At 55.6% G+C, this 22,370-nt stretch carries 19 protein-coding genes; 10 read left to right on the plus strand and 9 right to left on the minus strand.

The annotated features are described in order from the left end of the window. Positions 1-149 precede the first annotated feature (149 nt). From ACNT1W_RS18455 to sbcB, 3 genes are all read left to right on the plus strand, one after another. Positions 150-359, plus strand: coding sequence for a hypothetical protein (locus ACNT1W_RS18455; protein WP_017893428.1), 210 nt, complete (start codon positions 150-152; stop codon positions 357-359). Between the two features lie 76 nt (positions 360-435). Continuing rightward, positions 436-627, plus strand: coding sequence for a DNA polymerase III subunit theta (locus tag ACNT1W_RS18460; protein ID WP_012145929.1), 192 nt, complete (start codon positions 436-438; stop codon positions 625-627). Between the two features lie 99 nt (positions 628-726). Then, on the plus strand, positions 727-2,154 hold the full coding sequence (gene sbcB, locus ACNT1W_RS18465; RefSeq protein WP_419245992.1) for an exodeoxyribonuclease I: 1,428 nt from the start codon (positions 727-729) through the stop codon (positions 2,152-2,154). Positions 2,155-2,209: 55 nt separating this feature from the next. Here the strand turns inward: sbcB and ACNT1W_RS18470 are convergent, their stop codons facing one another. Both ACNT1W_RS18470 and ACNT1W_RS18475 read right to left on the minus strand, forming a co-directional pair. Further along, entirely contained in the window at positions 2,210-3,577 is a 1,368-nt protein-coding gene (locus ACNT1W_RS18470) for an APC family permease (protein WP_012145931.1), read from the minus strand. Between the two features lie 533 nt (positions 3,578-4,110). Continuing rightward, complete coding sequence (locus ACNT1W_RS18475) at positions 4,111-5,529, minus strand: glutamine synthetase family protein (protein WP_259190832.1); 1,419 nt, start codon at positions 5,527-5,529, stop codon at positions 4,111-4,113. A gap of 394 nt (positions 5,530-5,923) precedes the next feature. Here ACNT1W_RS18475 and puuR point away from each other — a divergent pair, with 394 nt between their 5' ends. The 4 genes from puuR to ACNT1W_RS18495 all read left to right on the plus strand — a co-directional run bounded on the left by puuR (position 5,924) and on the right by ACNT1W_RS18495 (position 11,451). Beyond that, complete coding sequence (gene puuR / locus ACNT1W_RS18480) at positions 5,924-6,481, plus strand: HTH-type transcriptional regulator PuuR (protein ID WP_012145933.1); 558 nt, start codon at positions 5,924-5,926, stop codon at positions 6,479-6,481. A 207-nt stretch (positions 6,482-6,688) separates the two neighbouring features. Beyond that, positions 6,689-8,200, plus strand: coding sequence for a sugar ABC transporter ATP-binding protein (locus ACNT1W_RS18485; protein ID WP_261097898.1), 1,512 nt, complete (start codon positions 6,689-6,691; stop codon positions 8,198-8,200). Further along, positions 8,197-9,192 (plus strand): ABC transporter permease, encoded by a 996-nt coding sequence (locus ACNT1W_RS18490; RefSeq protein ID WP_012145935.1) that lies wholly within the window; start codon positions 8,197-8,199, stop codon positions 9,190-9,192. The genes ACNT1W_RS18485 and ACNT1W_RS18490 overlap by 4 nt, the downstream gene beginning before the upstream one ends. 261 nt (positions 9,193-9,453) lie before the next feature. Next, entirely contained in the window at positions 9,454-11,451 is a 1,998-nt protein-coding gene (locus ACNT1W_RS18495; protein WP_012145936.1) for a ligand-gated channel protein, read from the plus strand. Positions 11,452-11,632: 181 nt separating this feature from the next. Here ACNT1W_RS18495 and ACNT1W_RS18500 read toward each other — a convergent pair whose 3' ends face one another. Together ACNT1W_RS18500 and ACNT1W_RS18505 are read right to left on the minus strand one after the other, a co-directional pair. Beyond that, positions 11,633-12,421 carry an ABC transporter ATP-binding protein gene (locus tag ACNT1W_RS18500; protein ID WP_012145937.1) on the minus strand — a complete coding sequence of 263 codons (789 nt, stop codon included), beginning with the start codon at positions 12,419-12,421 and terminating at the stop codon, positions 11,633-11,635. Beyond that, entirely contained in the window at positions 12,418-13,500 is a 1,083-nt protein-coding gene (locus ACNT1W_RS18505; protein WP_012145938.1) for a FecCD family ABC transporter permease, read from the minus strand. The genes ACNT1W_RS18500 and ACNT1W_RS18505 overlap by 4 nt, the downstream gene beginning before the upstream one ends. Positions 13,501-13,858: 358 nt before the next feature. On the opposite strand from ACNT1W_RS18505, the gene ACNT1W_RS18510 reads away from it, so the two are divergent. Further along, positions 13,859-14,956 (plus strand): GGDEF domain-containing protein, encoded by a 1,098-nt coding sequence (locus tag ACNT1W_RS18510; protein WP_135345142.1) that lies wholly within the window; start codon positions 13,859-13,861, stop codon positions 14,954-14,956. A 59-nt stretch (positions 14,957-15,015) separates the two neighbouring features. Here ACNT1W_RS18510 and ACNT1W_RS18515 read toward each other — a convergent pair whose 3' ends face one another. Together ACNT1W_RS18515 and yieE are read right to left on the minus strand one after the other, a co-directional pair. After that, complete coding sequence (locus ACNT1W_RS18515; RefSeq protein WP_012145940.1) at positions 15,016-16,497, minus strand: amino acid permease; 1,482 nt, start codon at positions 16,495-16,497, stop codon at positions 15,016-15,018. Positions 16,498-16,694: 197 nt separating this feature from the next. Beyond that, a complete protein-coding gene (yieE, locus tag ACNT1W_RS18520) occupies positions 16,695-17,570 on the minus strand; it encodes a DNA-binding transcriptional regulator YeiE (RefSeq protein WP_012145941.1) in 876 nt (291 codons plus the stop codon). A gap of 249 nt (positions 17,571-17,819) precedes the next feature. Here yieE and ACNT1W_RS18525 point away from each other — a divergent pair, with 249 nt between their 5' ends. Both ACNT1W_RS18525 and nfo read left to right on the plus strand, forming a co-directional pair. Further along, on the plus strand, positions 17,820-18,908 hold the full coding sequence (locus tag ACNT1W_RS18525; protein WP_012145942.1) for a YeiH family putative sulfate export transporter: 1,089 nt from the start codon (positions 17,820-17,822) through the stop codon (positions 18,906-18,908). A 117-nt stretch (positions 18,909-19,025) separates the two neighbouring features. Continuing rightward, a complete protein-coding gene (nfo, locus tag ACNT1W_RS18530) occupies positions 19,026-19,865 on the plus strand; it encodes a deoxyribonuclease IV (protein ID WP_012145943.1) in 840 nt (279 codons plus the stop codon). Between the two features lie 77 nt (positions 19,866-19,942). On the opposite strand, the gene ACNT1W_RS18535 is transcribed toward nfo, so the two are convergent. The 3 genes from ACNT1W_RS18535 to fruA form a co-directional block, all read right to left on the minus strand. Then, entirely contained in the window at positions 19,943-20,212 is a 270-nt protein-coding gene (locus ACNT1W_RS18535; protein ID WP_261413441.1) for a type II toxin-antitoxin system YafQ family toxin, read from the minus strand. Between the two features lie 10 nt (positions 20,213-20,222). Further along, positions 20,223-20,558 carry a type II toxin-antitoxin system RelB/DinJ family antitoxin gene (locus ACNT1W_RS18540; RefSeq protein ID WP_261413440.1) on the minus strand — a complete coding sequence of 112 codons (336 nt, stop codon included), beginning with the start codon at positions 20,556-20,558 and terminating at the stop codon, positions 20,223-20,225. A 126-nt stretch (positions 20,559-20,684) separates the two neighbouring features. Beyond that, positions 20,685-22,370, minus strand: a complete 1,686-nt coding sequence (gene fruA / locus ACNT1W_RS18545) for a PTS fructose transporter subunit IIBC (RefSeq protein ID WP_115184220.1) — start codon at positions 22,368-22,370, stop codon at positions 20,685-20,687.

A 22,370-nucleotide genomic window follows, 5' to 3' on the forward strand; every position in this document is an offset into this window, starting at 1 on the left:
TAAGGAATGTTCTGAAACATCACGAAGGTATTTGGTAACACATTAACCAAAAAACAAACCATAATAATGTGGCCGTTGACATTCCATTGAGAGAAACTCTGATTTAATTTCCTGGCAAATTCTATTACCTTTTCTCATCCGGAGTATTTATGAGCTATAACCAAAAAGTCTGGTTGGGCATCCTGGTCCTGTGCAGCGTTTTCTGGCTGGCGGTGATCGGCAGCGTTTTCTCGGCCCACAGGGCCTTCGAGCACGCTAATCTGCAAAACCGGCAGGAATTTACGGTCAGATACTCGCAACATGTTCAGGGTGCAGCGGCTCCAGGCCACGGCCTCCAGGCACAGTCGCCCACATCTTGAGGCTCCCCCCAGAATGGGGTAGGGACAAGCGCGGCTAACGATCCTATGATGCCCCAGGAATCACAGGGAGAATAATATGGGTCGAAAGCTGGATAGCTTACCGCAAGCAGAACGTGAAAAAATTGAAGTCGATTTACTGGCCCTCAGCGTCATTTACAACGAACGCTATGGCATTACCGTCAATGACGCCAGCAATGCCGAACAACAGGTGCCCGATTATTTACGCCCCTACTTTCATTTACGCCTGAACTACTATCGCGGTGCGTAATACAGCGCATTTCGGTGATTAACACTAACGACCGCTTGGCATCGTTCATCTCGCCGTTACAATAGGGGCATATTCCCTACGCACGCGAGAGATGCGATTTTGAGCAGCAAGGCACCGGCCACATTCTACATCCACGACTACGAGACCTTCGGCATAAGCCCATCGATGGACCGCCCGGCGCAGTTTGCCGGCGTGCGTACCGATATGGACTTCAATATTATCGAAGAGCCGCTGATCATCTACTGCACCCCGGCCGATGACTACCTGCCCGATCCCGAAGCGGTGATGATCACCGGTATTACTCCGCAACTGGCACTGGCCAAGGGCGTTAACGAAGCCGAGTTTACACGGCAAATTCATCAGGCATTCAGCGTGCCCGGCACCTGTATTCTGGGTTACAACAATATCCGCTTTGATGACGAAGTCAGTCGCAATATTTTCTACCGCAACTTCTACGATCCCTATGCTTACAGTTGGCAGAATGGCAACTCACGCTGGGATCTGCTCGACGTTATGCGTGCCTGTTATGCACTGCGCCCGGACGGCATCGTCTGGCCGGAGAACGAAGATGGCTTCCCCAGCTTCCGTCTGGAGCACCTGACCCGCGCCAACGGCGTCGAACATGAACATGCCCATGACGCCATGTCGGACGTTTACGCCACCATTGCCATGGCCAAACTGGTCAAGCAGGCGCAGCCACGGTTATTTGATTTCCTGTTGCAGCACCGCAACAAACATAAGCTGAACGCGCTGATCGACATCGCAGAAATGACGCCGTTGGTACACGTTTCCGGCATGTTCGGCGCGGCACGTGGCAACACCAGTTGGGTATCGCCGCTGGCCTGGCACCCGGACAACAAGAATGCGGTGATCATGTGCGATTTGGCCGGTGATATGACACCATTGCTGACGCTGAGCGCCGACGAGCTGCGTGAACGGCTGTATACCCGCCGTGAGGATCTGGCCCCCGGCCAATCGCCGGTGCCGATCAAACTGGTACATATCAATAAATGTCCGGTGCTGGCACCGGCGAAAACCCTGTTGCCGGAAAACGCCGAGCGACTGGGTATCGATCGTCAGGCCTGCCTGCAAAACCTGCTGCTGCTGCGCCAGCATCCGCAAGTGCGCGAAAAAGTGGTCGCACTGTTCGCCGATGCCGAGCCTTTCAAGGGTTCTGATGATGTCGATGCGCGGCTGTACGACGGTTTCTTCAGCGATGCCGACAAGGCAACGATGAAAATTATCCAGCAAACCAAGCCGCAGAACCTGCCGGCGCTGGATTTGACCTTCAACGATGGCCGTCTGAAAGAGCTGCTGTTCCGTTTCCGCGCCCGCAACTACCCCAATACGCTCGATGACACCGAGCAACGCCGCTGGTTACAGCATCGTCAGGAAGCCTTAAGCGCCGAGCGGGTGCAGAGCTATGTCCTGCAACTGGAGTCGCTGTATAACCTGCATGAAGGCGATCAAGAGAAGACCGCGCTGTTGAAAGCGCTGTTTGAATACGGCAAAGAGCTGGTCGGCTGACAAAAACAATAAAGGGCGCCCCAAGGCGCCCTTCTTAATACTTACCGAATAAAGCTTAGGCTACGTCTTCGCTAGCCTGTGGTACCGGCAGGCGGAAGCTGCGCGTGACAAAGGCCAGATAAATCAGGCCAATTGCCGCCCACACCAGGCCCAGCGTCATTGAGCTGGCTTCCAGATTCAGCCACAGCGCCCCCACGGTCAGCGCACCCATAATTGGCAGGATCAGGTAGTTAAAGGTGTCTTTAACGGTACGGTTCAGCTTGTCGCGAATATAGAACTGCGAGATCACCGACAGGTTCACAAAGGTAAACGCCACCAGCGCACCGAAGTTAATCAGCGCCGTTGCGGTAACCAGATCAAACGAAACTGCAGACAACGCAATCACGCCGACCAGCAGCACGTTCAGTGCCGGGGTACGCCATTTCGGGTGCACATAACCGAAGAAACGCTCCGGGAATACGCCATCACGACCCATCACATACATCAGGCGCGAAACACCGGCGTGAGATGCCATGCCAGAAGCCAGCACGGTCACGCAGGAGAACACCAGGATCACCGACTGGAAGAACTTGCCGGCCACGTAGAGCATGATTTCCGGCTGGGACGCATCGGGATCTTTAAAGCGTGAAATGTCCGGGAAGTACAACTGCACAAAGTAGGACACCACGATAAAGATGATACCGCCGATCAACGCCGTCAGGAAAATGGCTTTTGGGATCACGTTCTCTGCGTCTTTGGTTTCTTCCGACAGCGAACTGATACCGTCAAAACCGAGGAACGAGAAGCACAGAATGGTCGCACCGGTAATCATCGGCACCACATGCGCACCCTCAGACCAGAACGGACGGCTGCTGATCAGCGTACCGGCACCTTCACCATGTGAAATGCCGTTCACTACCAGGAACAGGAACACGATCATGATCGCCACCTGCACCACCACGATAATGGAGTTCAGGTTCGCCACCAGCTTGATGCCGCGCAGGTTGAACAGCGTCATCAGCGCGACCAGTGCCGCCACGAAGATCCACGAAGGCACACCCGGGAAAATGGCTTCCAGGTAAATCTTGGCCAACAGGATGTTGATCATCGGCATGAACAGGTAGTCCAGCAGCGACGACCAGCCCACCATAAAGCCGACGTGCGGGCTGATGGCTTTCTGGGCATAGGTATAGGCAGAACCGGCGGACGGGAATTTCCGTACCAGTTTGCCGTAGCTCAGTGCGGTAAACAGGACCGCCAGCAGAGCAAAGGCGTACGCAGTGGCGACGTGACCATCGGTCAGGCCGGATACGATGCCAAAGGTATCGAAGATGGTCATTGGCTGCAGGTAAGCCAGCCCCATCATCACTACCGGAACTAAAGTCAGGGTTTTACGCAGCTGTGCGCGTTCAGCCGGAGCGGCATTGATGATGTTATCGGACATGACGCAGCCCCCCCTTACCTTCGGTCTTGCGGAGCGTAGACACGCCAAGACTTAAGGTTGCGGGGAAACTTCGCAACTTGCGACTGAATTCAAAAAGAAGGGGATTGGAAGCTGGATAACGAGTCAAGGCGGCCTTGGCTGCTCCATAATCGCTGCGACCGCAGCGGAAACCGGCGGGCACCGGTGCTAAAGTGAAAAATTGCCCCATCTTTCTTATCCTCATGAGTCACGACCATAAAGTTTTATTTGATCGCGCACGAAACTATTTATCTATCCGGATCGGTGTCCGGCCTCGCTTGGTGTATGAAACGCACAGTTTGTAAAACACAAATGCAAAAAAAATAACCGACGCGTTAAAACGTCGGCTATCTGCATTAAGGATATTTTGCACCAGAAACCCTCCTGATGACAAGATCAGGAAGGCCCGTTACACAAATTCTTTTCGCGATCGTTCGGAAAACAACCCTTACAGGTGAATTAATCCGCTATCGTTCTATCGCCTATCAAGTTAATGACGCACATTTTACGCCGCTTCAGGCATTTTTCAACATCCAGTCAATCTCGGTTTCCGTCACCAGTCGCTCAAACTGCATCAGTTCGTCCAGCTTGCAGGCGTGGTAAACGTGGGCAAAACGTTCGCCCAGATACTGTGTCAGTTCATGCTGGTGCTCAAACTCGTACAGGGCGTCGCTTTGACGGATCGGGAACGGCAGCCCTTCCTGCTCCAGCCCGTTGCCGGTCACCGGCTCAGGCAAGGGCAATTCGTTGTCCAGGCCGTAAAGAATGCCTGACAGTATCGCCGCCACCACCAGATAAGGGTTGGCATCGGCACCCGCAACGCGGTATTCCACCCGATGATTTTCCGGTTCGCCGCACGGGATGCGCAGTGCAACGGTGCGATTGTTGTGCCCCCAAGAGGCCTGGGTAGGCACATACATGCCCGGCTGGAAACGGCGAAAAGCGTTCACATTGGGCGCCAGCAGCGCCATGGAGGCCGGCATTAGGGTGATCATCCCGGCCAGCGCGCGGTGCAGCAAGGGTGAGTCTTCGCCGTCTGCTTGCGCGAACAGGTTGTTGCCGTTGCCGTCCAGCATGCTGATATGCACGTGCATGCCACTACCGGCGTATTCTTCATAGGGTTTGGCCATAAAAGTGGCGTGCAAATGATGATTTTCCGCCACCATCCGCACCAGTCGCTTTAACCCCAGTGCATGGTCACAGGCCAGCAACACGTTATCGGTATGCTGCAGATTCACCTCGAACTGGCCGGGGGACGCCTCCGCCACCGCACCGTCTGCCGGTAAGCCCTGCATCTGCGCCAGTGTGTCGATGTCGTTGAGCACTTCGGCAAAATGATTCAGGTTATCCAGCGAGTAAACCTGGCTCTGCATGTTGCGCTCCTGGGTACCGGGCGCACAGGGGGGCTGCAAATACCCCTCAGAGTCTCGCTGCCTGTCAATGAGATAGAACTCCAACTCTACCGCTACCACCGGGAACATGCCGCGCTGGCGCAACGCCTGCCACACTCGATTCAGGACATTACGGGGTTCAACGTCAAAGGGAGTGCCATCTTCATCCAGCATGGTCAGTAATACCTGACCGATATTATCCGGGTCCGCCGCTGAGGGAGTCAGTGAACCCGACACCGGCATGCATACACGGTCCGGTTCACCCAGTTCCTGGCCCAGGCCCGCCTCTTCCACCACATTGCCCAAAATATCCATAGCGAATACCGAGGCGGGGAAGTAACAGCCTTTTTCCAATTTTTTTAGTCCGGAGACAGGGATGCGTTTACCGCGGAAGGAACCATTCAGGTCAGTGAGAAGGATATCGATATACTGCGTTGAGGGGTGGCGTTCCAAATAATGAGCAACCTCACGTTGGAACGCGCTACTTCGCCTCTCTTCATTATGCTGTGCAAAATTTTCAACTGCTGCGATATTGGTTTGCATACATCACCCGCCATTATGCTCTGAGAACGCGTTCGCGTTCACCTGCCGATAGGTTCAACACATGGTCTGATTTCTCTGTAGACTGCGCCAGAACTGGCGCTCAAAATAACATCCATAATATGAAACATAGCCTTAACACAAATGGTTTGCAAATGTTACAATCCTGTTTGATTATTCGCCACCGACTGCTAAATTGATAAAATATTGACCGAAAAGGCGTTAACTGCTTTTTTGTGTGCAGAATTTCTTCCGCCAGAACGGGGGTGGTGATGGGCAATATATTTTCCAAATTGGTCGCAACTACCGATATCATGTTGTGTCGAAGCCACTCGAACAGGTACCTGACACCGATATCCATTTCAGCCTGTCGTCCCTACCAGAAGGAAGTCCCTCTATGAGCGAAGTCAGCTTGGCGCCGGGTAAGCGCCTGTCACAGATCCGTCTGCAATTGGGTTTGTCGCAGCGCCGGGTCGCCGAACTGTCCGGGTTAACCCACAGCGCAATCAGCACCATCGAGCAGGACAAGGTCAGTCCGGCCATCAGTACGCTGCAAAAGTTGCTGAAGGTCTATGGACTGTCGCTGTCTGCATTCTTTGCCGAGCCAGAGGCCGCCAATGAACCCAAAGTGGTGATCGAGGCCGAAGACCTGATCGAAATCGGCAGTCAGGGTGTCTCGATGAAGCTGGTACACAACGGCAACCCAACCCGCAATCTGGCAATGATGCTGGAAACCTACCAGCCCGGCACCACCACCGGAGAGAAAATCAAGCACCAGGGCGAGGAGATCGGTACCCTGCTGGAAGGCGAGATTATGCTGACCATCAACGGTCAGACTCACTGCCTGACCGCCGGTCAGAGCTATGCCATCAACACCGGCATTCCCCACAGTTTCAGCAATACCTCGGCGCGCGTCTGTCGCATCGTCAGCGCCCATACCCCGACGACCTTCTGATAAACCGGACCAGGGGATGGCGCTATAAGCTATTCCCTTTCCGCGGCATCCCGTTCAGTTTTGCCATCGCCTCTGAACGGGCGCCCTCATCGGCGAAAGATTATTTTCATCCTGGTTATGCCATTTAGTTTGTTGAGAAAAACAAAATCTGTGTTACAAAATACTCACTTTAGCCATCTAAACACCTAAACGTCTTTTAATCACACTATGCCAACCCATACGCCCTCACGCCTCGAGATGCGCAATATCTCGATCGCCTTTGCCGGCTTCAACGCACTGCAAAACGTCGACTTCACCCTGCAGGGCGGCTCTACCCATGCGCTGGTCGGCGCTAACGGTGCGGGTAAGTCCACGCTGATGGCGATACTTTCCGGCGCGCACAATCATTACCGTGGCGAGATCTTTATCGACGGGCAAAAAGTGGATATCCATTCGCCGCTGCAGGCTCGTCAGTACGGGATCCATGTGGTGCAGCAGGAAGTGGATGTGGCGCTGATCCCTACGCTGTCGGTGGCGGAAAATATCATGCTCGACTGGCTAAATGAGCCGGGGCATTTGCTGAACTGGGCGCAACTGTATCGCCAGGCGGCGCAGTTACTGGCCCAGTTGGATCTAACCATTAACCTGCGTCAGCGATTGACAGAGTGCACGCTGGCGGAAAAACAGCAGGTGCTGCTGGCGCGTGCGTTGTCCCACCGCTGCCGTTTCCTGGTGCTCGATGAACCTACCGCCCCGCTCGATCGCGCCGAAAGCGAACGGCTGTTCCGCGTGGTGCGCCGCCTTAAGTCCGAAGGTATTGGCGTGGTGTTTATTTCACACCGCATTCATGAACTGAGTGAGATCTGCGACCGCCTGACGGTGCTACGTGATGGCCGCCACGTCAGCGAAGACGCCATGCAGGGCCTGAGCGGTGAGCAGATAGTCGAGAAAATGCTCGGTCATCAATTGAATGATATCTTCCCGCCGCCGCGGCCACCGCACGGTTCCCGCCCGCTGCTGCAGGTGGAGGGTCTGAGCGATCGTCACAAGCTGCGCGACGTCAGCCTGCGGCTGTATCAGGGGGAAATCCTCGGTATTGCCGGACTGGCCGGGGCAGGCAAAACCGAACTGTGCAAGGCGCTGTTTGGCGCCACGCCGGCACGGGTTGAACAAGGCGAACTGCTGGGTAAACCCTGGGCCCCGCGTGCGCCACACCTTAGCGTTGAACAAGGGCTGGCGCTGGTGCCGGAAGAGCGTCGTAAAGAAGGCATTTTTATTGATGAAGCCATCCCGATGAATCTGAGCGTCAGCGCCGACGACAGTTTTTCACGCTGGAGCCTGTTCAGCCGTCGTCAGGAACTGCGCTGGGCGCGGGATATCATGCAGCGCCTGAATATTCGCGCCTCCGGTCCACAGCAGCGGCTGGCCAGGCTTTCCGGCGGCAACCAGCAAAAAGTGGCCATTGGCAAATGGTTACGCGGCGACGCCAAAGTGCTGATTTTCGATGAACCCACCAAGGGCGTGGATATCAAGGCAAAACAGGAATTATTCACCCTGATCGACGGGCTGGCGCGCGACGGCAAAGGCATTATCTATGCTTCCGGCGAGTTTTCGGAGCTGGTCGGTTTATGCGATCGCATCTGCGTGCTGTGGGATGGCCGGGTAGTGGCGGAACTTGACGCCGCCGAGATTGATGAAGAAACCCTATTACTGTATTCCACCGGAGGAACCCCAGCGTGAGTAAAGAATTATCCCTGCAGAATGCGCAACCCTGGCGCCATCAGCTGTTTGAGTTTCTCTACAAGTGGGGGATGTTACTCACCGTTGTCGCGCTGATAGCCCTGTTCGGGCTGGCGTCGGACAACTTTCTCGATCCCAACAACATCATCAATATCCTACGCTCGATCGCCATCGTCACGGTGATCGCCATCGGGGTCTCCATCTCACTGTCGGTCGGCGGATTTGACCTTTCCGTCGGTTCTACCGCGTCACTGGCCAACGCCCTGGTGGTTTCGCTGTTTGTCTGGTACGGCTTCGGCACTACCGGCGCGATTGTGCTGACGTTGCTGATTTGCACGCTGGTCGGTCTGTTCAACGCTTTCCTGATCGTGGTGCTGAAAATTCCCGATATGCTGGCAACCCTGGCCAGCCTGTTTGTGATCCAGGGCGTGGCGATGACCTACAGCTACGGCGGATCCATCACCCAAAATATGCTGCTGCCGAACGGTGACATGGCAGAAGGCCTGATCCCGGAGATTTTCTCGTCTTTGGGCCAGGTACCGGTGATCGTGCTGATTATGCTGGCGGTCACCGTTGTGGTGCAGCTGTTTCTGTCGCTGACCAAGCATGGCCGCCGCATGTACGCCATCGGCGGTAATCCGGAAGCGGCACGCCTGTCGGGCATTCGCACCGTACGTTACAGGGTTGCTGCCTATGTCATTTCTGCCCTGCTGGCCTCGCTTGGCGGCATACTGCTGGCGTCACGTATTGGTTCGTCGCAGGTCAATGCCGGTGGCGGTTATCTGATGGATGCGGTCGCCGCCGCCTACATTGGTTTTTCGCTGGCCGGCTCCGGCAAACCGAACGCGCTCGGCACGCTGGTCGGTGCGGTGATCCTCGGCGTACTGCAAAACGGCCTGGTGATGCTCTCCGTCCCCTACTACGCGATGGACATTATCAAAGGCCTGGTGCTGGCCCTGGCGTTGGCAATTACCTACATCCAGAAACGCTGATTCTGCCCGGCGCACGCCCTGCTGCGCCGGTTTTCCCCTCAATTCATCAATTCATACGTTAGTTCTCCTTTCCTTTTATAAGCATACAAATGATACGAATTATCATTTGCGTTTACATTTTGTTTGAAATCCTTACAATGGCCTGACGAAATACTGCCGGAACGACGAATCTCGCAACGACGAGGCTCCGTTTCTACTTATTATTCAAAACGTTAAAACGACACTTTGTCGATTTACATCAGACCAGGAAAGGTTTGCCTCATGGAAAAGCCACGTTATAACCAGCTCACCGCACTGATTATTGCCTCACTCGGCAGCGCCGGCGCGTTCGCCGCACCGCAGAATGACGCTCAGGACACCATGGTGGTGACCGCCTCCGGTTTCCAGCAAAAAATCCAGGACTCGCCCGCCTCTATCTCGGTGATCCCGCGCCAACAGATTGAAGACAAAGCCTACCGCGACATTACCGACGCGTTGAAAGACGTACCGGGCGTGGTGGTAACCGGCGGGGCCAGCAACAGCGATATCAGCATCCGCGGCATGTCCTCTAAATACACCCTGATTCTGGTCGATGGCAAACGCGTGGACACCCGTGGCACCCGCCCGAACAGCGATAACTCGGGTATTGAGCAGGGCTGGCTGCCGCCTCTGGAAGCCATTGAGCGCATTGAAGTGGTGCGCGGCCCGATGTCTTCGCTGTACGGTTCTGACGCCATGGGCGGCGTGATCAACGTGATCACCCGCAAAACCTCCAATACCCAGGGCTGGAAAGGTTCATTGCACGGCGATGCCACCTTCCAGGAGAACAGCAACTCCGGCGATCTGTTCCAGACTAACGCCTACGCTTCCGGTCCGCTGATTGAAGGCCTGCTGGGTCTGCGGGTCAATGGCCTGCTGTCCCGCCGCGCCGAGGACCAAATCCTCAATGGCTACAGCGAGCAGCGCATGCGCAGCGGCACCGCGGTATTCAACCTGACGCCAAACGAACAGAACGATTTTGATTTCGAAATTGGCCGCTCTTTGCAGGATCGTGACAGTACGCCGGGCAAATCCATGGCGACTGAAAACTGCCGTAACAATAAATGCACGGCTAACAGCGCCAGCGACAGCCTCTACACCCGGACCAACTACGCCGTAACCCATAACGGTTATTACGACTTCGGCAATACCACCAGCTACATTCAGCGCGAAGAAACCAATAACCCGGGCCGCGACATGAAGATGTACAACACTATCTTCAATACGCAAACCCAGTTTGACCTCGGCGACCATATGCTGAATCTCGGCGGCCAGTACCGTTACGAAAAATTGAGCGACGGTGGCAATCAGTTGGCAGCAGCGGATGGGTTGAACAAACTGACGCGCTGGAGCTGGGCGCTGTTTGCCGAAGACGAATGGGCGATGACCAACGATTTCAGCCTGACCAGCGGCATCCGTATGGATCAGGACCAGAACTACGGCAACCACTGGACACCGCGCATGTACGGCGTCTGGCACCTGGCCGAGCAATGGACGCTGAAAGGCGGCGTTTCTGCCGGTTACCGTTCACCGGATCTGCGTCAATCCTCAGCCAATTGGGGGCAAATCACCGGCGGTGGCCGCACTTCAATCATCATCGGCAATCCGGACCTGCAGCCAGAAAAAAGCCTGAGCGAAGAGATCGGGGTGATGTGGGATAACCAGCAAAACCTGAACGCCGGCGTTACCCTGTTTAACACCGACTTCAAAGATAAAATTACCGAAGTGCGCCGCTGCGACAGCGGCGACGGCGACGCGCAATGCATGATCGGCGACACGCCTTATTACTTTATCAGCGACCGTACTAACGTCGATAAAGCCAATATGCGTGGCGTAGAGGCCACCTTTGGCTGGCAAATCAGCAAAGACTGGAAGTGGAACACCAACTACACCTATACCTCATCAGAGCAAAAAAGTGGGGATTTCCAGGGCAAACCACTGAACCAGATGCCGAAGCATATGGTTAACAGCGTGCTGGACTGGCAGGCCACTCACGATGTCAGCCTGTGGTCCCGCGTTAACTTCCGCAGTAAGACATCGGACTACATGAGCCGAGCATCGATGGCCAAGAGCACGCCGTCTTACACCTTTGTTGACGCTGGCCTTAGCTACCAGGCGAATAAAAACCTGCAGGTTACCGGTGGGGTTTACAACATCCTCGATAAAACCGTCGATTACGATAACTACAATACCGTGTTGGATGGCCGTCGTTACACCGTCGGCATGACCTACAACTTCTGATGCGATAAAAAAGGCCCCGAGATCGGGTAATGCCGGTCAGTTAAGTACAGTTCTGAATATGAATGTACGACGTTGTTTAAGTGGGCGTCCCCCTCTCCCGAGGGAGAGGGCCGGGGTGAGGGGCTTTCGCGTTAGTATGTATCCCCTCACCCTAACCCTCTCCCAAAGGAGAGGGAACAATTCAAACCACCGGCTGGTTCACCAATCCGTCGATCAACACCTGCGGGGTGCCCTGCGAACAACGCTCAATACGTCCGCGAACGCCATACACCCGCGCCAAACTCTGCGGCGTGATCACCTCTTCCGGCGCACCGTCGGCAATCAATTCACCGTCCTGCAGCATCAACACATGATCGCCATGGCGCAGGGCTATATTGATGTCATGCACCACCACCACGGTGATGATATTGCGTTTACGCGTCTCTTTGCGCACCAAATCCATCACGTGGAACTGGTAGTTAAGATCGAGCGCGCTCAGCGGTTCATCCAGCAACAGCAGTGAAGGCTGACGGATCAGTGATTGCGCCAAGCCAACCAGCTGTTTCTGGCCGCCGGAAAGCTGGTCGAGGTAGCTCAGCGCCAAATGTGCGATGCCAAGCTGCTGCAGCAATGCCATAACCTCCGACTCGCTGCCGGCGTTGCTGCGGCCGCCCGAGGCGCGTTGCGCCACAATGATCGACTCCAGCACGTGCAAATGCACTCCGGCAGGCAACGATTGCGGCAAATACACCACTTTCTCGGCCCGACGGGCAAAGGGCATCTGCATCAGATCGATATCATCGAGCCACAGTTGCCCCTGCGCCGGGTTCAGCCCGGCCAGCGAGCGCAGCAGCGTCGACTTGCCGCTGCCGTTCGGCCCCAGCAGCACGGTGATTTGGCCACGTGGCAACATTGGCACCGCCAAATTGCCGATCACCTGACGCTTCGGATAACCGGCGGAGAAATGCTCGATACGCAATCCCTGGCTCATACATTCCCCCGATGACGCAGAATAATACTCAGGAAGAACGGCACACCCACCAGCGAGGTGACGATGCCGACCGGAATGATGATCCCCGGGATCAGGTTTTTCGAGGCCACTGAGGCCATCGACAGCACCAGTGCGCCAATCAACGCACTGGCCGGCAGATAGAAACGATGATCTTCACCGAAAATCATGCGGGCGATATGTGGCGCTACCAGGCCGATAAAACCAATCGGGCCAACAAATGCCACCGCCAATGCGGAAAGAATACTGATACGCAGCAAGGTGGTCAGGCGCAGGCGACGCACGTCGATGCCGAAGCTCACCGCCCGATCCTCACCCAGACGCAACGCGGTCAACTTCCACGAGCTCATCATCGACAACGGCAGCAGCACGGCAAATACGCCGAGCAGGATGCCCAGTTTGTCCCAGGAGGCGCGGGCCAGACTACCCATCGTCCAGAACACCAGCCCCTGCAGCGTATCTTCGCTGGCAATAAACTGCATCATGGAGACCAGCGCGTTAAAGGTGAACACCAGCGCAATCCCGAACAGCACCACCCCGGAGGTGGCAACCCTCGTCCAGCGTGTAATGCCGTCCAGCATCAATGCGGCAAACAAGGCGAAAATAAACGCATTGGCGGAAATAAACCACTGGTCAGGAATACCCGGCACGCCAATCCCCAGCACAATGGCCAGTGCCGCGCCGAAAGCGGCGGCAGAAGAAACCCCGAGGGTAAAGGGGCTGGCAAGCGGGTTATTCAGGATGGTTTGCATTTCTGCCCCGGCCAGGCCAAGCGCAAACCCCACCACCACGGCCATCAAGGCATAAGGCAAACGGATATCCCAGACAATCACCCGCGTACCGGCATCTGCAGCCGCAGGATCAATCAGCGTTTGCCACAGGGAGGACAGCGAAAGTCCGGATGGCCCCAGGGTAAAATCCAGCAGCAGCGACCCCAAAATTGCCAATGCCAACACCCCCATCATCAATAAACGGTGGCGGAGAATATGGTGATAACGCCCCATAACGTTGACGTCGGGTTGCCCCTTGGCGTCAGACAGAGGATCGGTGGATACGCTCATTATTTCGGATACCTGTTACGACAATGACCATGGCGGCGCGCCAGACGGCCGCTTGAACGGGATAAGCAGCCGATAACAATAAAGCAAACGATAATACTTATCAATCATACCAATAGCTATTACCTGCCATGTTAATGTGTAACGCTTTATTTTATAAGACTATTAGCCAATCAGGTCCGACAAGCTTCCGATGGCGTACAGGGTTAATAATTCCGAAAGTTTGGCCGCCCCGCGCCCGACTATGACAAATTGCAACAAAACCACATAGAATCCAAAGCCAGACCGGCAAAGGGTGTACCAGGCACCTTATGCCGGATATTTAGGGCCCGTTAGCGGGCCCTTTACTAAAGAGGCCGCCATGAGAAGTCGCTCCCCAACGTTAACGCCTAAAAAACCTGCGCTACTGAATTGGCTGCTACAAAGTTCGCATCAGGCTGATAACGCCCAATTTCAACGCCAAATGCGGCTTACGCTGGTGCCATCCCCCACCACTCCCTGGCTGAATGCCGCCGGTGTGGCACTGCTGCTGCTGGCGTATGGCTGGCTGAGCAACCTGGCAATCGCGGCTGCACTGCTGGCGTTGCTGGCATTACTGACCGCCGGGCGCTGGTGGCTGGCGCGCGTCACTCCCCCTATCAGGCCAACAGCCATGCTGGTGACGGTACTGCTGTGGTGTGCACTGGTGGGCGCAATTGCACTGCTGGCGATGCTTTCAGGCCGTATGCTACTGATCCTGTCCGCCGGCCTGTTGATCACCGCACTGGCATTCTGGCTGATGCAGCGTCATGCCGCCGCCCCGCGTTTTGCCCTGCTGGAAATTATGCTGCTGACCCTGCCCTATCTGTTGGCCGCACCGCTGTCACGCGTACAAAATTTGTTTTTACTGGCGGATATCATCCCGCTGTGGCTGCTGCTGGCCCATGGGTTGATCGCGTTTTACCATCGTCAGGTCGCACAATACGTCACCCTCACCGCAGAAAAACAAAAAGCGGCCCATCGCGATCATTTGACCGGTTTCCTTAACCGCGCAGGCGGTGAAGCGGTGATGCAAGAAATTTGCCATCCCGCCACGACTATCCACCCGCTATCTCACCTGTTTATTATCGAATTCACCCCACTGGCGGCGCTCTACCAGAGCCACGGGGTGCTGATCGGCGATGACGTGTTACGCACCATCGGCGAGCGCCTGAAAATGCTGGTGCGCCCGAGTGATTTTGTCTGCCGCTATAGCGGTGGTCAGTTTCTGATCCTGGTGCACGGCCTGCCTTACGGTTCCGAAGGCGAATTTTTGGCGCGTATCGTTCCACCGTTGGAGGTGCCTTACGACTTTGGCGCATTCGGTGAGGTGACGTTGCGGTTGAATACCGGAGTACTGGCGTTAACCCAGGATTATAAAACGGTAGCAAGCCTGATGACGGCGGCGCAGCAAGCGCTGGGGATAAAAGGAAAGGATTAGTTTCAGGCTGCAGCCAAAGGGCAAGCTGCAGCCTGAAATTTAACGGCTATAGACAGGGATTACTTCACGTCCATTTTCGGGAATTCCATTTCGCTGTACTTCACGACACGGGTGCCGCGCGTCAGCTTGTAGCCGAACCAGATAATCAGGAACAGCGGCAGACCGATATAAGTTGCGGTCACGCCGTACCAATCGATGCGGTCTTGCAGGAACGCCTGATAGTTCTGCCCCAGCGTGATAATCAGGCACAGGACAAACGCAAAGATCGGGCCCAACGGGAAGAAACCGGAACGGTAAGGCAAATCGTTCAGATCACGCCCCTGGATCATATAGCCGCGACGGAAACGGTAATGACTGATGGCAATCCCCAACCAGGCGATAAAGCCGGTCATCCCCGAGGTGTTCAGCAGCCACAGATAAACCGACTGGTTGCCGAACATTGAGCTGAGGAAGCACAGGCCCGCCACCACGGTAGTGGCGTACAGCGCGTTGCGTGGCACCCCGCCCTTCGACAGTTTGGCGAAAATACGCGGCGCTTTACCTTCCGATGCCAGGGTAAACAGCATGCGGGTGGAAGCGTACATCCCGGAGTTACCGGCGGACAGCACCGCCGTCAGGATCACCGCATTCATCACCGCCGCCGCCGACAGCAGGCCGGCGTGCTGGAAGACCAGCGTGAACGGGCTGACGCTGATGTCTTTCACATCGTTACGCAGCAGGCTCGGATCGGTATAAGGAATGATCAGGCTGATAATCAAAATGGCGAAGATATAGAACAGCAGGATACGCCAGAACACCTGACGCACTGCGCGCGGGATGTTTTTGCCCGGGTTTTCCGACTCGCCGGCCGCGATGCCGATAAGCTCGGTCCCCTGGAACGAGAAGCCGACTATCATCGCCACGCCTATCATCGCCGAGAAGCCCCCGGCAAACGGCGCATCGCCAATAGTCCAGTTCTGCCAGCCCGCGTGCTCGCCCCCCTTGAGGATGCCGAAGATCATCAGCACGCCGATACCGATAAAGATAATGACGGTGGTCACTTTGATCAGCGAGAACCAGTATTCCGCTTCACCGAAGCCTTTGACCGAGATGTAGTTCAACAGGAACATCAGGCCAAGGAACAGTGCGCTCCAGATCCAGCCCGGCGTATCCGGGAACCAATAGGTCATCACCAGTTGCGAGGCCACCAGGTCAACGGCGATGGTCACCGCCCAGTTGTACCAGTAGTTCCAGCCCAGCGCGAAACCAAAGCCTTCTTCTACGTATTTGGCACCGTAGGTGGAGAAAGAGCCGGACACCGGCATAAAGGCTGCCAATTCGCCCAGGCTGGTCATCAGGAAGTAAACCATCAGTCCGATCAGCGCGTAAGACAGCAGTGCCCCGCCCGGACCGGCCTGAGAAACCGTAGCGCCAGAGGCGACAAACAGACCGGTGCCGATAGAGCCACCAATAGCAATCATGGTTAAGTGCCGAGCTTTCAGCTCGCGGCGTAATCCGGGCACTGCTTGCTCCGATGTTGTTTTTATATCCTGCTGAGCCATTCTTACCCTATCTGCTGGTCAAAAAAAATGAGGGCGGATTGTAACAAATACCCGCCGGCGAACTAATAACATTCCACTGATATAAGATAGCTTCATAATTCAGGGCTAATTATTAGCGACAGGCCAGAATACCTTACTTACTGTCATTAATGTGACAGGGAGCAGCTTTTTATGCTTTTTTACTGCTTTTGGAGAGGCTATTGAGGCTGAAACCCACAGTATCCGAGAAAACGCTGCAGCGCGTTGGAGATATGCTTTTGCCGGTGATGGATCAGATAAAGGGTGCGCATCAACGGCGGTAACGGGATATTCAGCTCCACCAGCACGCCACTGGCCAACTGTTCGCCAATCACACGCCGCGACAGGCAACTGATCCCCATGCCGTGGCGAACCGCATGTTTGATCGCTTCCGAATTACCCAGTTCCATCACCAGTTGGAAGTGCGGCAAGTGCGCCAGCAGCAGATGATGCAGCACCTCGCGCGTTCCCGAGCCACCCTCACGCAGGATCCAGGGGGCTGTGGCCAGCATTTCCAGGGTCAGCGGTTGCCCGGCCAATGGGTTGTCCGGCGCGGCAAATACCACCAATTCATCTTCCAGCCACGGCAGAGTGATCAGTTCCGGCATATGACAAGGGCCTTCAATCAGTCCCAGGTCGACGCGGAAATCCGCCACAGCGCCGATCACGTCCTGGCTGTTGCCGACGTTCAGTTCCAACGGTGAAGCGGGGAAATCATGCCGATAATGGGCGATCATCTCCGGCAGCATATAGTTGCCGATGGTGCTGCTGGCACTGATGCGCAATGCGCCGCCGTCATGGCGGAACAGTTGTTCAATCTCCCCCGCCTGCTCCAGCAGTGCCAGCGCCTTCGGGTACAGCAACCTGCCATGCTCATTAATGACCAAACGCTTGCCCACGCGGTCAAACAACTGCACGCCCAATTGCCCTTCCAGATCGGCCAGCGCGGCGCTGACCGCCGATTGTGATAACGCCAGAACTACCGAAGCCTGCGTGGTCGAACCGCTCTTAAGCACTTCGGTAAACACTTCCAATTGACGTAAGGTGATATGCATAGCGTCTCGGTTTTAAGCAAAGGTGACATCGAAAAAAGTCACTGAAATTAATGCAAAATCTGCGCTGCTGACCGGCAACAACGCACAGGGTGAATACTATTAATGGTACCACGTTTGCAGAAATCAGCATGAAAGCCGCCCATGTCGATTAACCACTTATTCAGATAGGTTATAACCATATAATCAATTTCTCTTTTATGCAGCCAGAACGTAGTCTGTGCTCAAGATTTTGATTAAAAGGGCTGACTTATGGCGACCAATACCACACATAATTTCCCCACTCGGCAATTTGCCCTGTTCGGTTTACCTCACCTGATCCCAGGGCTGCTGTTGACCGGGGCTATCACCGCGTTAGCCGTCTGGATTGGTGATATTCCATGGGTGGCCGGACTGGGGCTGGGAGCGCTGACGCTGGCGATTTTACTCGGCATTGTGGTAGGTAATACGCTGTACCCCTGGTTACAGCCCAGCGCTCACAGCGGCGTTCAGTTCGCCAAACAGCGCCTGCTGCGGTTGGGCATTATCCTTTACGGCTTCCGCCTGACGTTTCAGCAAATTGCCGACGTGGGCACTACCGGTATCATCATTGATGCGTTAACGCTCACCACCACTTTCCTGCTCGCCTGCTGGTTGGGCAAGAAAGTGTTTGGCCTCGACACTCATACCACCATGCTGATCGGTGCCGGCAGCAGCATCTGCGGTGCGGCAGCGGTCATGGCTACCGAACCGGTACTGAAAGCCGATGCCAATAAGGTGGCGGTCGCCGTGAGCACCGTGGTGGTGTTCGGTACGCTGGCAATCTTCGCTTATCCGTGGTTGTACCATCTGAACGAACAATTCCAATGGCTGCCGTTTAATCAGGAAAGCTTCGGTATCTTCACCGGTTCGACCATCCACGAAGTGGCACAGGTCGTCGCCGCCGGGCATGCCATCGGGCCGGATGCTGAAAACGCTGCGGTGATCTCCAAAATGATCCGCGTAATGATGCTGGCACCCTTCCTGGTCGTACTTTCAGGGTTTATCAGCCGCAGCCGTAGCACTGGCAACAGCGGTGAGAAAGCAGAAAAGTCTGCCATTACCATTCCCTGGTTTGCCGTGCTGTTTATCGCCGTCGCCGGGCTGAACTCGTTCAACCTGATCCCGGCTACGCTGGTAAAACATCTGATTACTGCGGATACCTGGATGCTGGCGATGGCCATGGCGGCGCTGGGATTGACCACCCACATCAGCGCAGTGCGCCAGGCGGGGGTAAAACCGATTCTGCTGGCCACCCTGTTGTTCATCTGGCTGATTGTCGGCGGCGGTGCGATTAACCTGCTGGTACAACACTTCCTCTGATTCACCCCGCAATGTTTCCACTACCTCAGGCCCGCCATCGCGGGCCTGAACTTTTTCAGCCATTCAATCCTTCCGCTATCAATGCCATAATGACGCCGATTACACAGGAGAATGAAAATGAAGTTTGTCGGTGCACATGTCAGCGCGTCAGGCGGCGTGGATCAGGCGGTTATCCGCGCGCACGAATTAGAGGCGACCGCATTCGCCCTGTTCACTAAAAATCAGCGTCAATGGAAAGCAGCGCCGCTGCCTGCCGATGTGATTGATAAATTCAAGAGCGCCTGCGCGCAGTACGGTTACGGCCCAGGACAGATCCTGCCGCACGACAGCTACCTGATTAATCTCGGCCACCCGGTGACCGAGGCATTGGAAAAATCCCGCGAAGCCTTTCTTGATGAGATGCAACGTTGTGAGCAACTGGGGCTGACGCTGCTGAACTTCCACCCTGGCAGCCATCTGATGCAAATTGACGAAGACAAATGCCTGGCACGCATCGCTGAATCCATCAACCTGGTGCTGGATAAAACCAGCGGTGTGACAGCGGTGATCGAAAATACCGCCGGTCAGGGCAGTAATCTGGGCTTTAAGTTTGAACATTTGGCGGCGATCATCGACGGCGTGGAAGACAAAAGCCGCGTCGGCGTCTGCATCGACACCTGTCACGCTTTTGCCGCCGGTTACGATCTGCGTACCGAGGAAACCTGCGAACAGACCTTTAAGGAACTCGGTGAGGTGGTGGGCTTCAACTATTTGCGCGGTATGCACCTGAACGACGCCAAAAGCGAATTCGGCAGTCGCGTTGACCGTCATCACAGCCTAGGTGAGGGCAACATCGGTAAAACGGTGTTCAGCTACATCATGCGCGACCCGCGCTTCGACAAAATCCCGCTGATCCTGGAAACGGTGAACCCGGATATCTGGGCGGAAGAGATCGCCTGGCTAAAAGCCCAGCAGTAGTTGTGAGAGTCACCCTACCCTGTGAGCAATAGGCTGACTGAGTGGGGGACTCTAGCCCGCCCAACTAACGAGGTGGTTCATTTGAATAATTCAGCATGTGTGCCCAAAGCTACCAGCATGATGAGATTCTTTTCCTCGTAAATTTTGTAGACCAGCAGAAAATCCCCTCCCAGGTGCATTTCCCTGTTATCGGACCACTCTCCCGTTAAGGGATGATCAAGATATTCTGCAGGTATCATTTGCCGCGCGACCAAGAGAGCACTGACGGTTTGGATGAGTGACATGTCATGGCGGCCGGCTTTATCGTAGCGGGCCCAATCTTTGTCAAAACGAGATGTGTAGTCCAATTTTCGCGGCCTAATCCCCGTTGGACGTCTCACCCTCGCTGCTTTTGCCTTGGTCTTGGCTTTCGATAGTGGTTTTTTTACCAACTTTCAGGCTCTCCATCATGGATTCAACACTGTTAAAGTGCTCCGGCTTCCCTGCCGCTAAAGCATCAGCTTCTTCAATGGCCGCACGAAGGCGTGCGTTAGGCGTATGGGCCTTTATTTCTATTGGCATTGCCTTGGTTGCAACGACTTCACTCAGAAAGATTCTGAAAGCAGCACTGACAGTAAGACCGCAATCTTTCAAAACAGCGGTAGCGGCATCTTTAAGGTCAGTGTCGATGCGTGCACGTACATAAGTTTCCATAATCCCCCCCCTCGGGTTTGTAGTCACATTGTAGTCACACAAAACTATTATCACAATCTTAAGATGCAGAAATGAACAAGGGACCCAATGGGTCCCTTGAGGTGGTTTTTATTACCAACGCTAATCTTAAGCTACGCTGGCCGCCGGGACGTCAGCACGTTTCAGCAGTGCGTAAGACACGCCCGCCAAGAGCGTACCGGCGATAATCGCCACCAGATACAGCAGTACCGGAGTGATTGCGCCCGGGATCAGCAGCACGAACAACCCGCCGTGCGGCGCCATCAGTTTGGCACCAAACGCCATGGACAGCGCACCGGTCAGCGCGCCACCAGCGATGCAGCATGGCAGCACGCGCATCGGGTCACGGGCAGCGAACGGGATCGCGCCTTCGGAGATAAAGCACAGGCCCAACACCAGCGCCGCTTTCCCGCCTTCCTGTTGTGACTTGTCGAACTTGCGACGCGCCAGCAGCGTTGCCAACCCCATCGCCAGCGGTGGCACCATACCGGCAGCCATAATCGCCGCCATCGGCGCATACACCGAAGAACTCAGCAACGCCACGCCAAAAGCATAGGCCGCCTTGTTGACCGGGCCACCCATATCGGTACACATCATGGCACCGAGGATTGCGCCCAGCAGCACCGCGTTAGCGGTACCCAGTGACTGCAACCAATGGGTCAGACCTTCCATGATTTTCGCCACCGGCGTACCGACGATGAAGATCATGATCAGACCAACGATCAGGCTGGCAACCAGCGGAATGATCAGGATCGGCTTCAGCGCTTCCATACTCTGCGGCAAACGCAGTTTGGTGCTGATAAATTTGGCGACATAACCCGCCAGGAAACCGGCAATGATACCGCCGAGGAAACCGGCTCCGGTGCTTACTGCCAACATGCCGCCAATCAACCCCGGCGTCAGGCCCGGACGGTCAGCAATCGAGAAAGCGATAAAACCAGCCAGCACCGGCACCATCAGTGCAAAGGCCGATCCGCCACCGATCTGCATCAGTGCCGCCGCCAGCGTGCCTTTGACTTCGAACGCCTTGATACCGAATACGAACGACAGTGCGATACACAGACCGCCCGCCACCACCATTGGCAGCATATAAGACACACCGGTCAACAGGTGGCGATAAGGCCCGGCACTCTCTTTCTTCTTGCCGGCCGCGGCCGGAGCACCGCTTTTTTGCGGCTGGAAAATCTCGGCTTCGGCCTGCGCCTTGTCCAGTTCCTGCGCGGTTTTCTTCAGCGCCAGCCCGGTAGAGGTGCGATACATTGGCTTGCCGGCAAATTTCTCCAGATCCACTTCGATATCGGCCGCCACAATCACCAGATCCGCCGCCGCCACTTCTTCTGGCGTAATGGCATTACCGGCACCCACGGAACCGCGGGTTTCAACCTTCACCCACCAGCCGCGTTTTTTGGCTTCGCTCTCAATCGCCTCGGCCGCCATAAAGGTATGCGCCACACCGGTTGGACAAGCGGTGATCGCCACAATGCGTTTTTGACCCGCCGCTTTGACCGGTTCAGCCGTTGCCGGTGCCTGCCAGGTTTTTGCCTCGGCGATAGCCTGCGTCAGGAAGGCTTCTGGCTCACGCACCGCGTGTTCCACATCGCCCACATAAACCCGCTTGCCGTTCAGCGCGGCGTCAGCAGGCGCAGATTGCCCCGCCACCACCACCAGTTCAGCCTCATCCGGGGACTCCACCAGCGTCAGGCCGGCCTTCGCTGCAGCAGCGCCGAGCATGCGTTTCGCCAGGTGACCACGCGCCTGCCCCAGCGAACTGTCTATCATCAGCAGTGTTTTCAT

It is taken from the genome of Serratia sp. NFX21, from assembly GCF_048517035.1.
GTDB lineage: Bacteria > Pseudomonadota > Gammaproteobacteria > Enterobacterales > Enterobacteriaceae > Serratia > Serratia quinivorans.

Bases quoted from the DNA above. Each gene is read 5' to 3' on its own strand.
- ACNT1W_RS18455 (WP_017893428.1), top strand. From the start codon at position 150: ATGAGCTATAACCAAAAAGTCTGGTTGGGCATCCTGGTCCTGTGCAGC.
- ACNT1W_RS18460 (WP_012145929.1), top strand. From the start codon at position 436: ATGGGTCGAAAGCTGGATAGCTTACCGCAAGCAGAACGTGAAAAAATT.
- ACNT1W_RS18470 (WP_012145931.1), bottom strand. From the start codon at position 3,577: ATGTCCGATAACATCATCAATGCCGCTCCGGCTGAACGCGCACAGCTG.
- ACNT1W_RS18475 (WP_259190832.1), bottom strand. From the start codon at position 5,529: ATGCAAACCAATATCGCAGCAGTTGAAAATTTTGCACAGCATAATGAA.
- puuR (WP_012145933.1), top strand. From the start codon at position 5,924: ATGAGCGAAGTCAGCTTGGCGCCGGGTAAGCGCCTGTCACAGATCCGT.
- ACNT1W_RS18485 (WP_261097898.1), top strand. From the start codon at position 6,689: ATGCCAACCCATACGCCCTCACGCCTCGAGATGCGCAATATCTCGATC.
- ACNT1W_RS18495 (WP_012145936.1), top strand. From the start codon at position 9,454: ATGGAAAAGCCACGTTATAACCAGCTCACCGCACTGATTATTGCCTCA.
- ACNT1W_RS18500 (WP_012145937.1), bottom strand. From the start codon at position 12,421: ATGAGCCAGGGATTGCGTATCGAGCATTTCTCCGCCGGTTATCCGAAG.
- ACNT1W_RS18505 (WP_012145938.1), bottom strand. From the start codon at position 13,500: ATGAGCGTATCCACCGATCCTCTGTCTGACGCCAAGGGGCAACCCGAC.
- ACNT1W_RS18510 (WP_135345142.1), top strand. From the start codon at position 13,859: ATGAGAAGTCGCTCCCCAACGTTAACGCCTAAAAAACCTGCGCTACTG.
- ACNT1W_RS18515 (WP_012145940.1), bottom strand. From the start codon at position 16,497: ATGGCTCAGCAGGATATAAAAACAACATCGGAGCAAGCAGTGCCCGGA.
- yieE (WP_012145941.1), bottom strand. From the start codon at position 17,570: ATGCATATCACCTTACGTCAATTGGAAGTGTTTACCGAAGTGCTTAAG.
- ACNT1W_RS18525 (WP_012145942.1), top strand. From the start codon at position 17,820: ATGGCGACCAATACCACACATAATTTCCCCACTCGGCAATTTGCCCTG.
- nfo (WP_012145943.1), top strand. From the start codon at position 19,026: ATGAAGTTTGTCGGTGCACATGTCAGCGCGTCAGGCGGCGTGGATCAG.
- ACNT1W_RS18540 (WP_261413440.1), bottom strand. From the start codon at position 20,558: ATGGAAACTTATGTACGTGCACGCATCGACACTGACCTTAAAGATGCC.
- fruA (WP_115184220.1), bottom strand. From the start codon at position 22,370: ATGAAAACACTGCTGATGATAGACAGTTCGCTGGGGCAGGCGCGTGGT.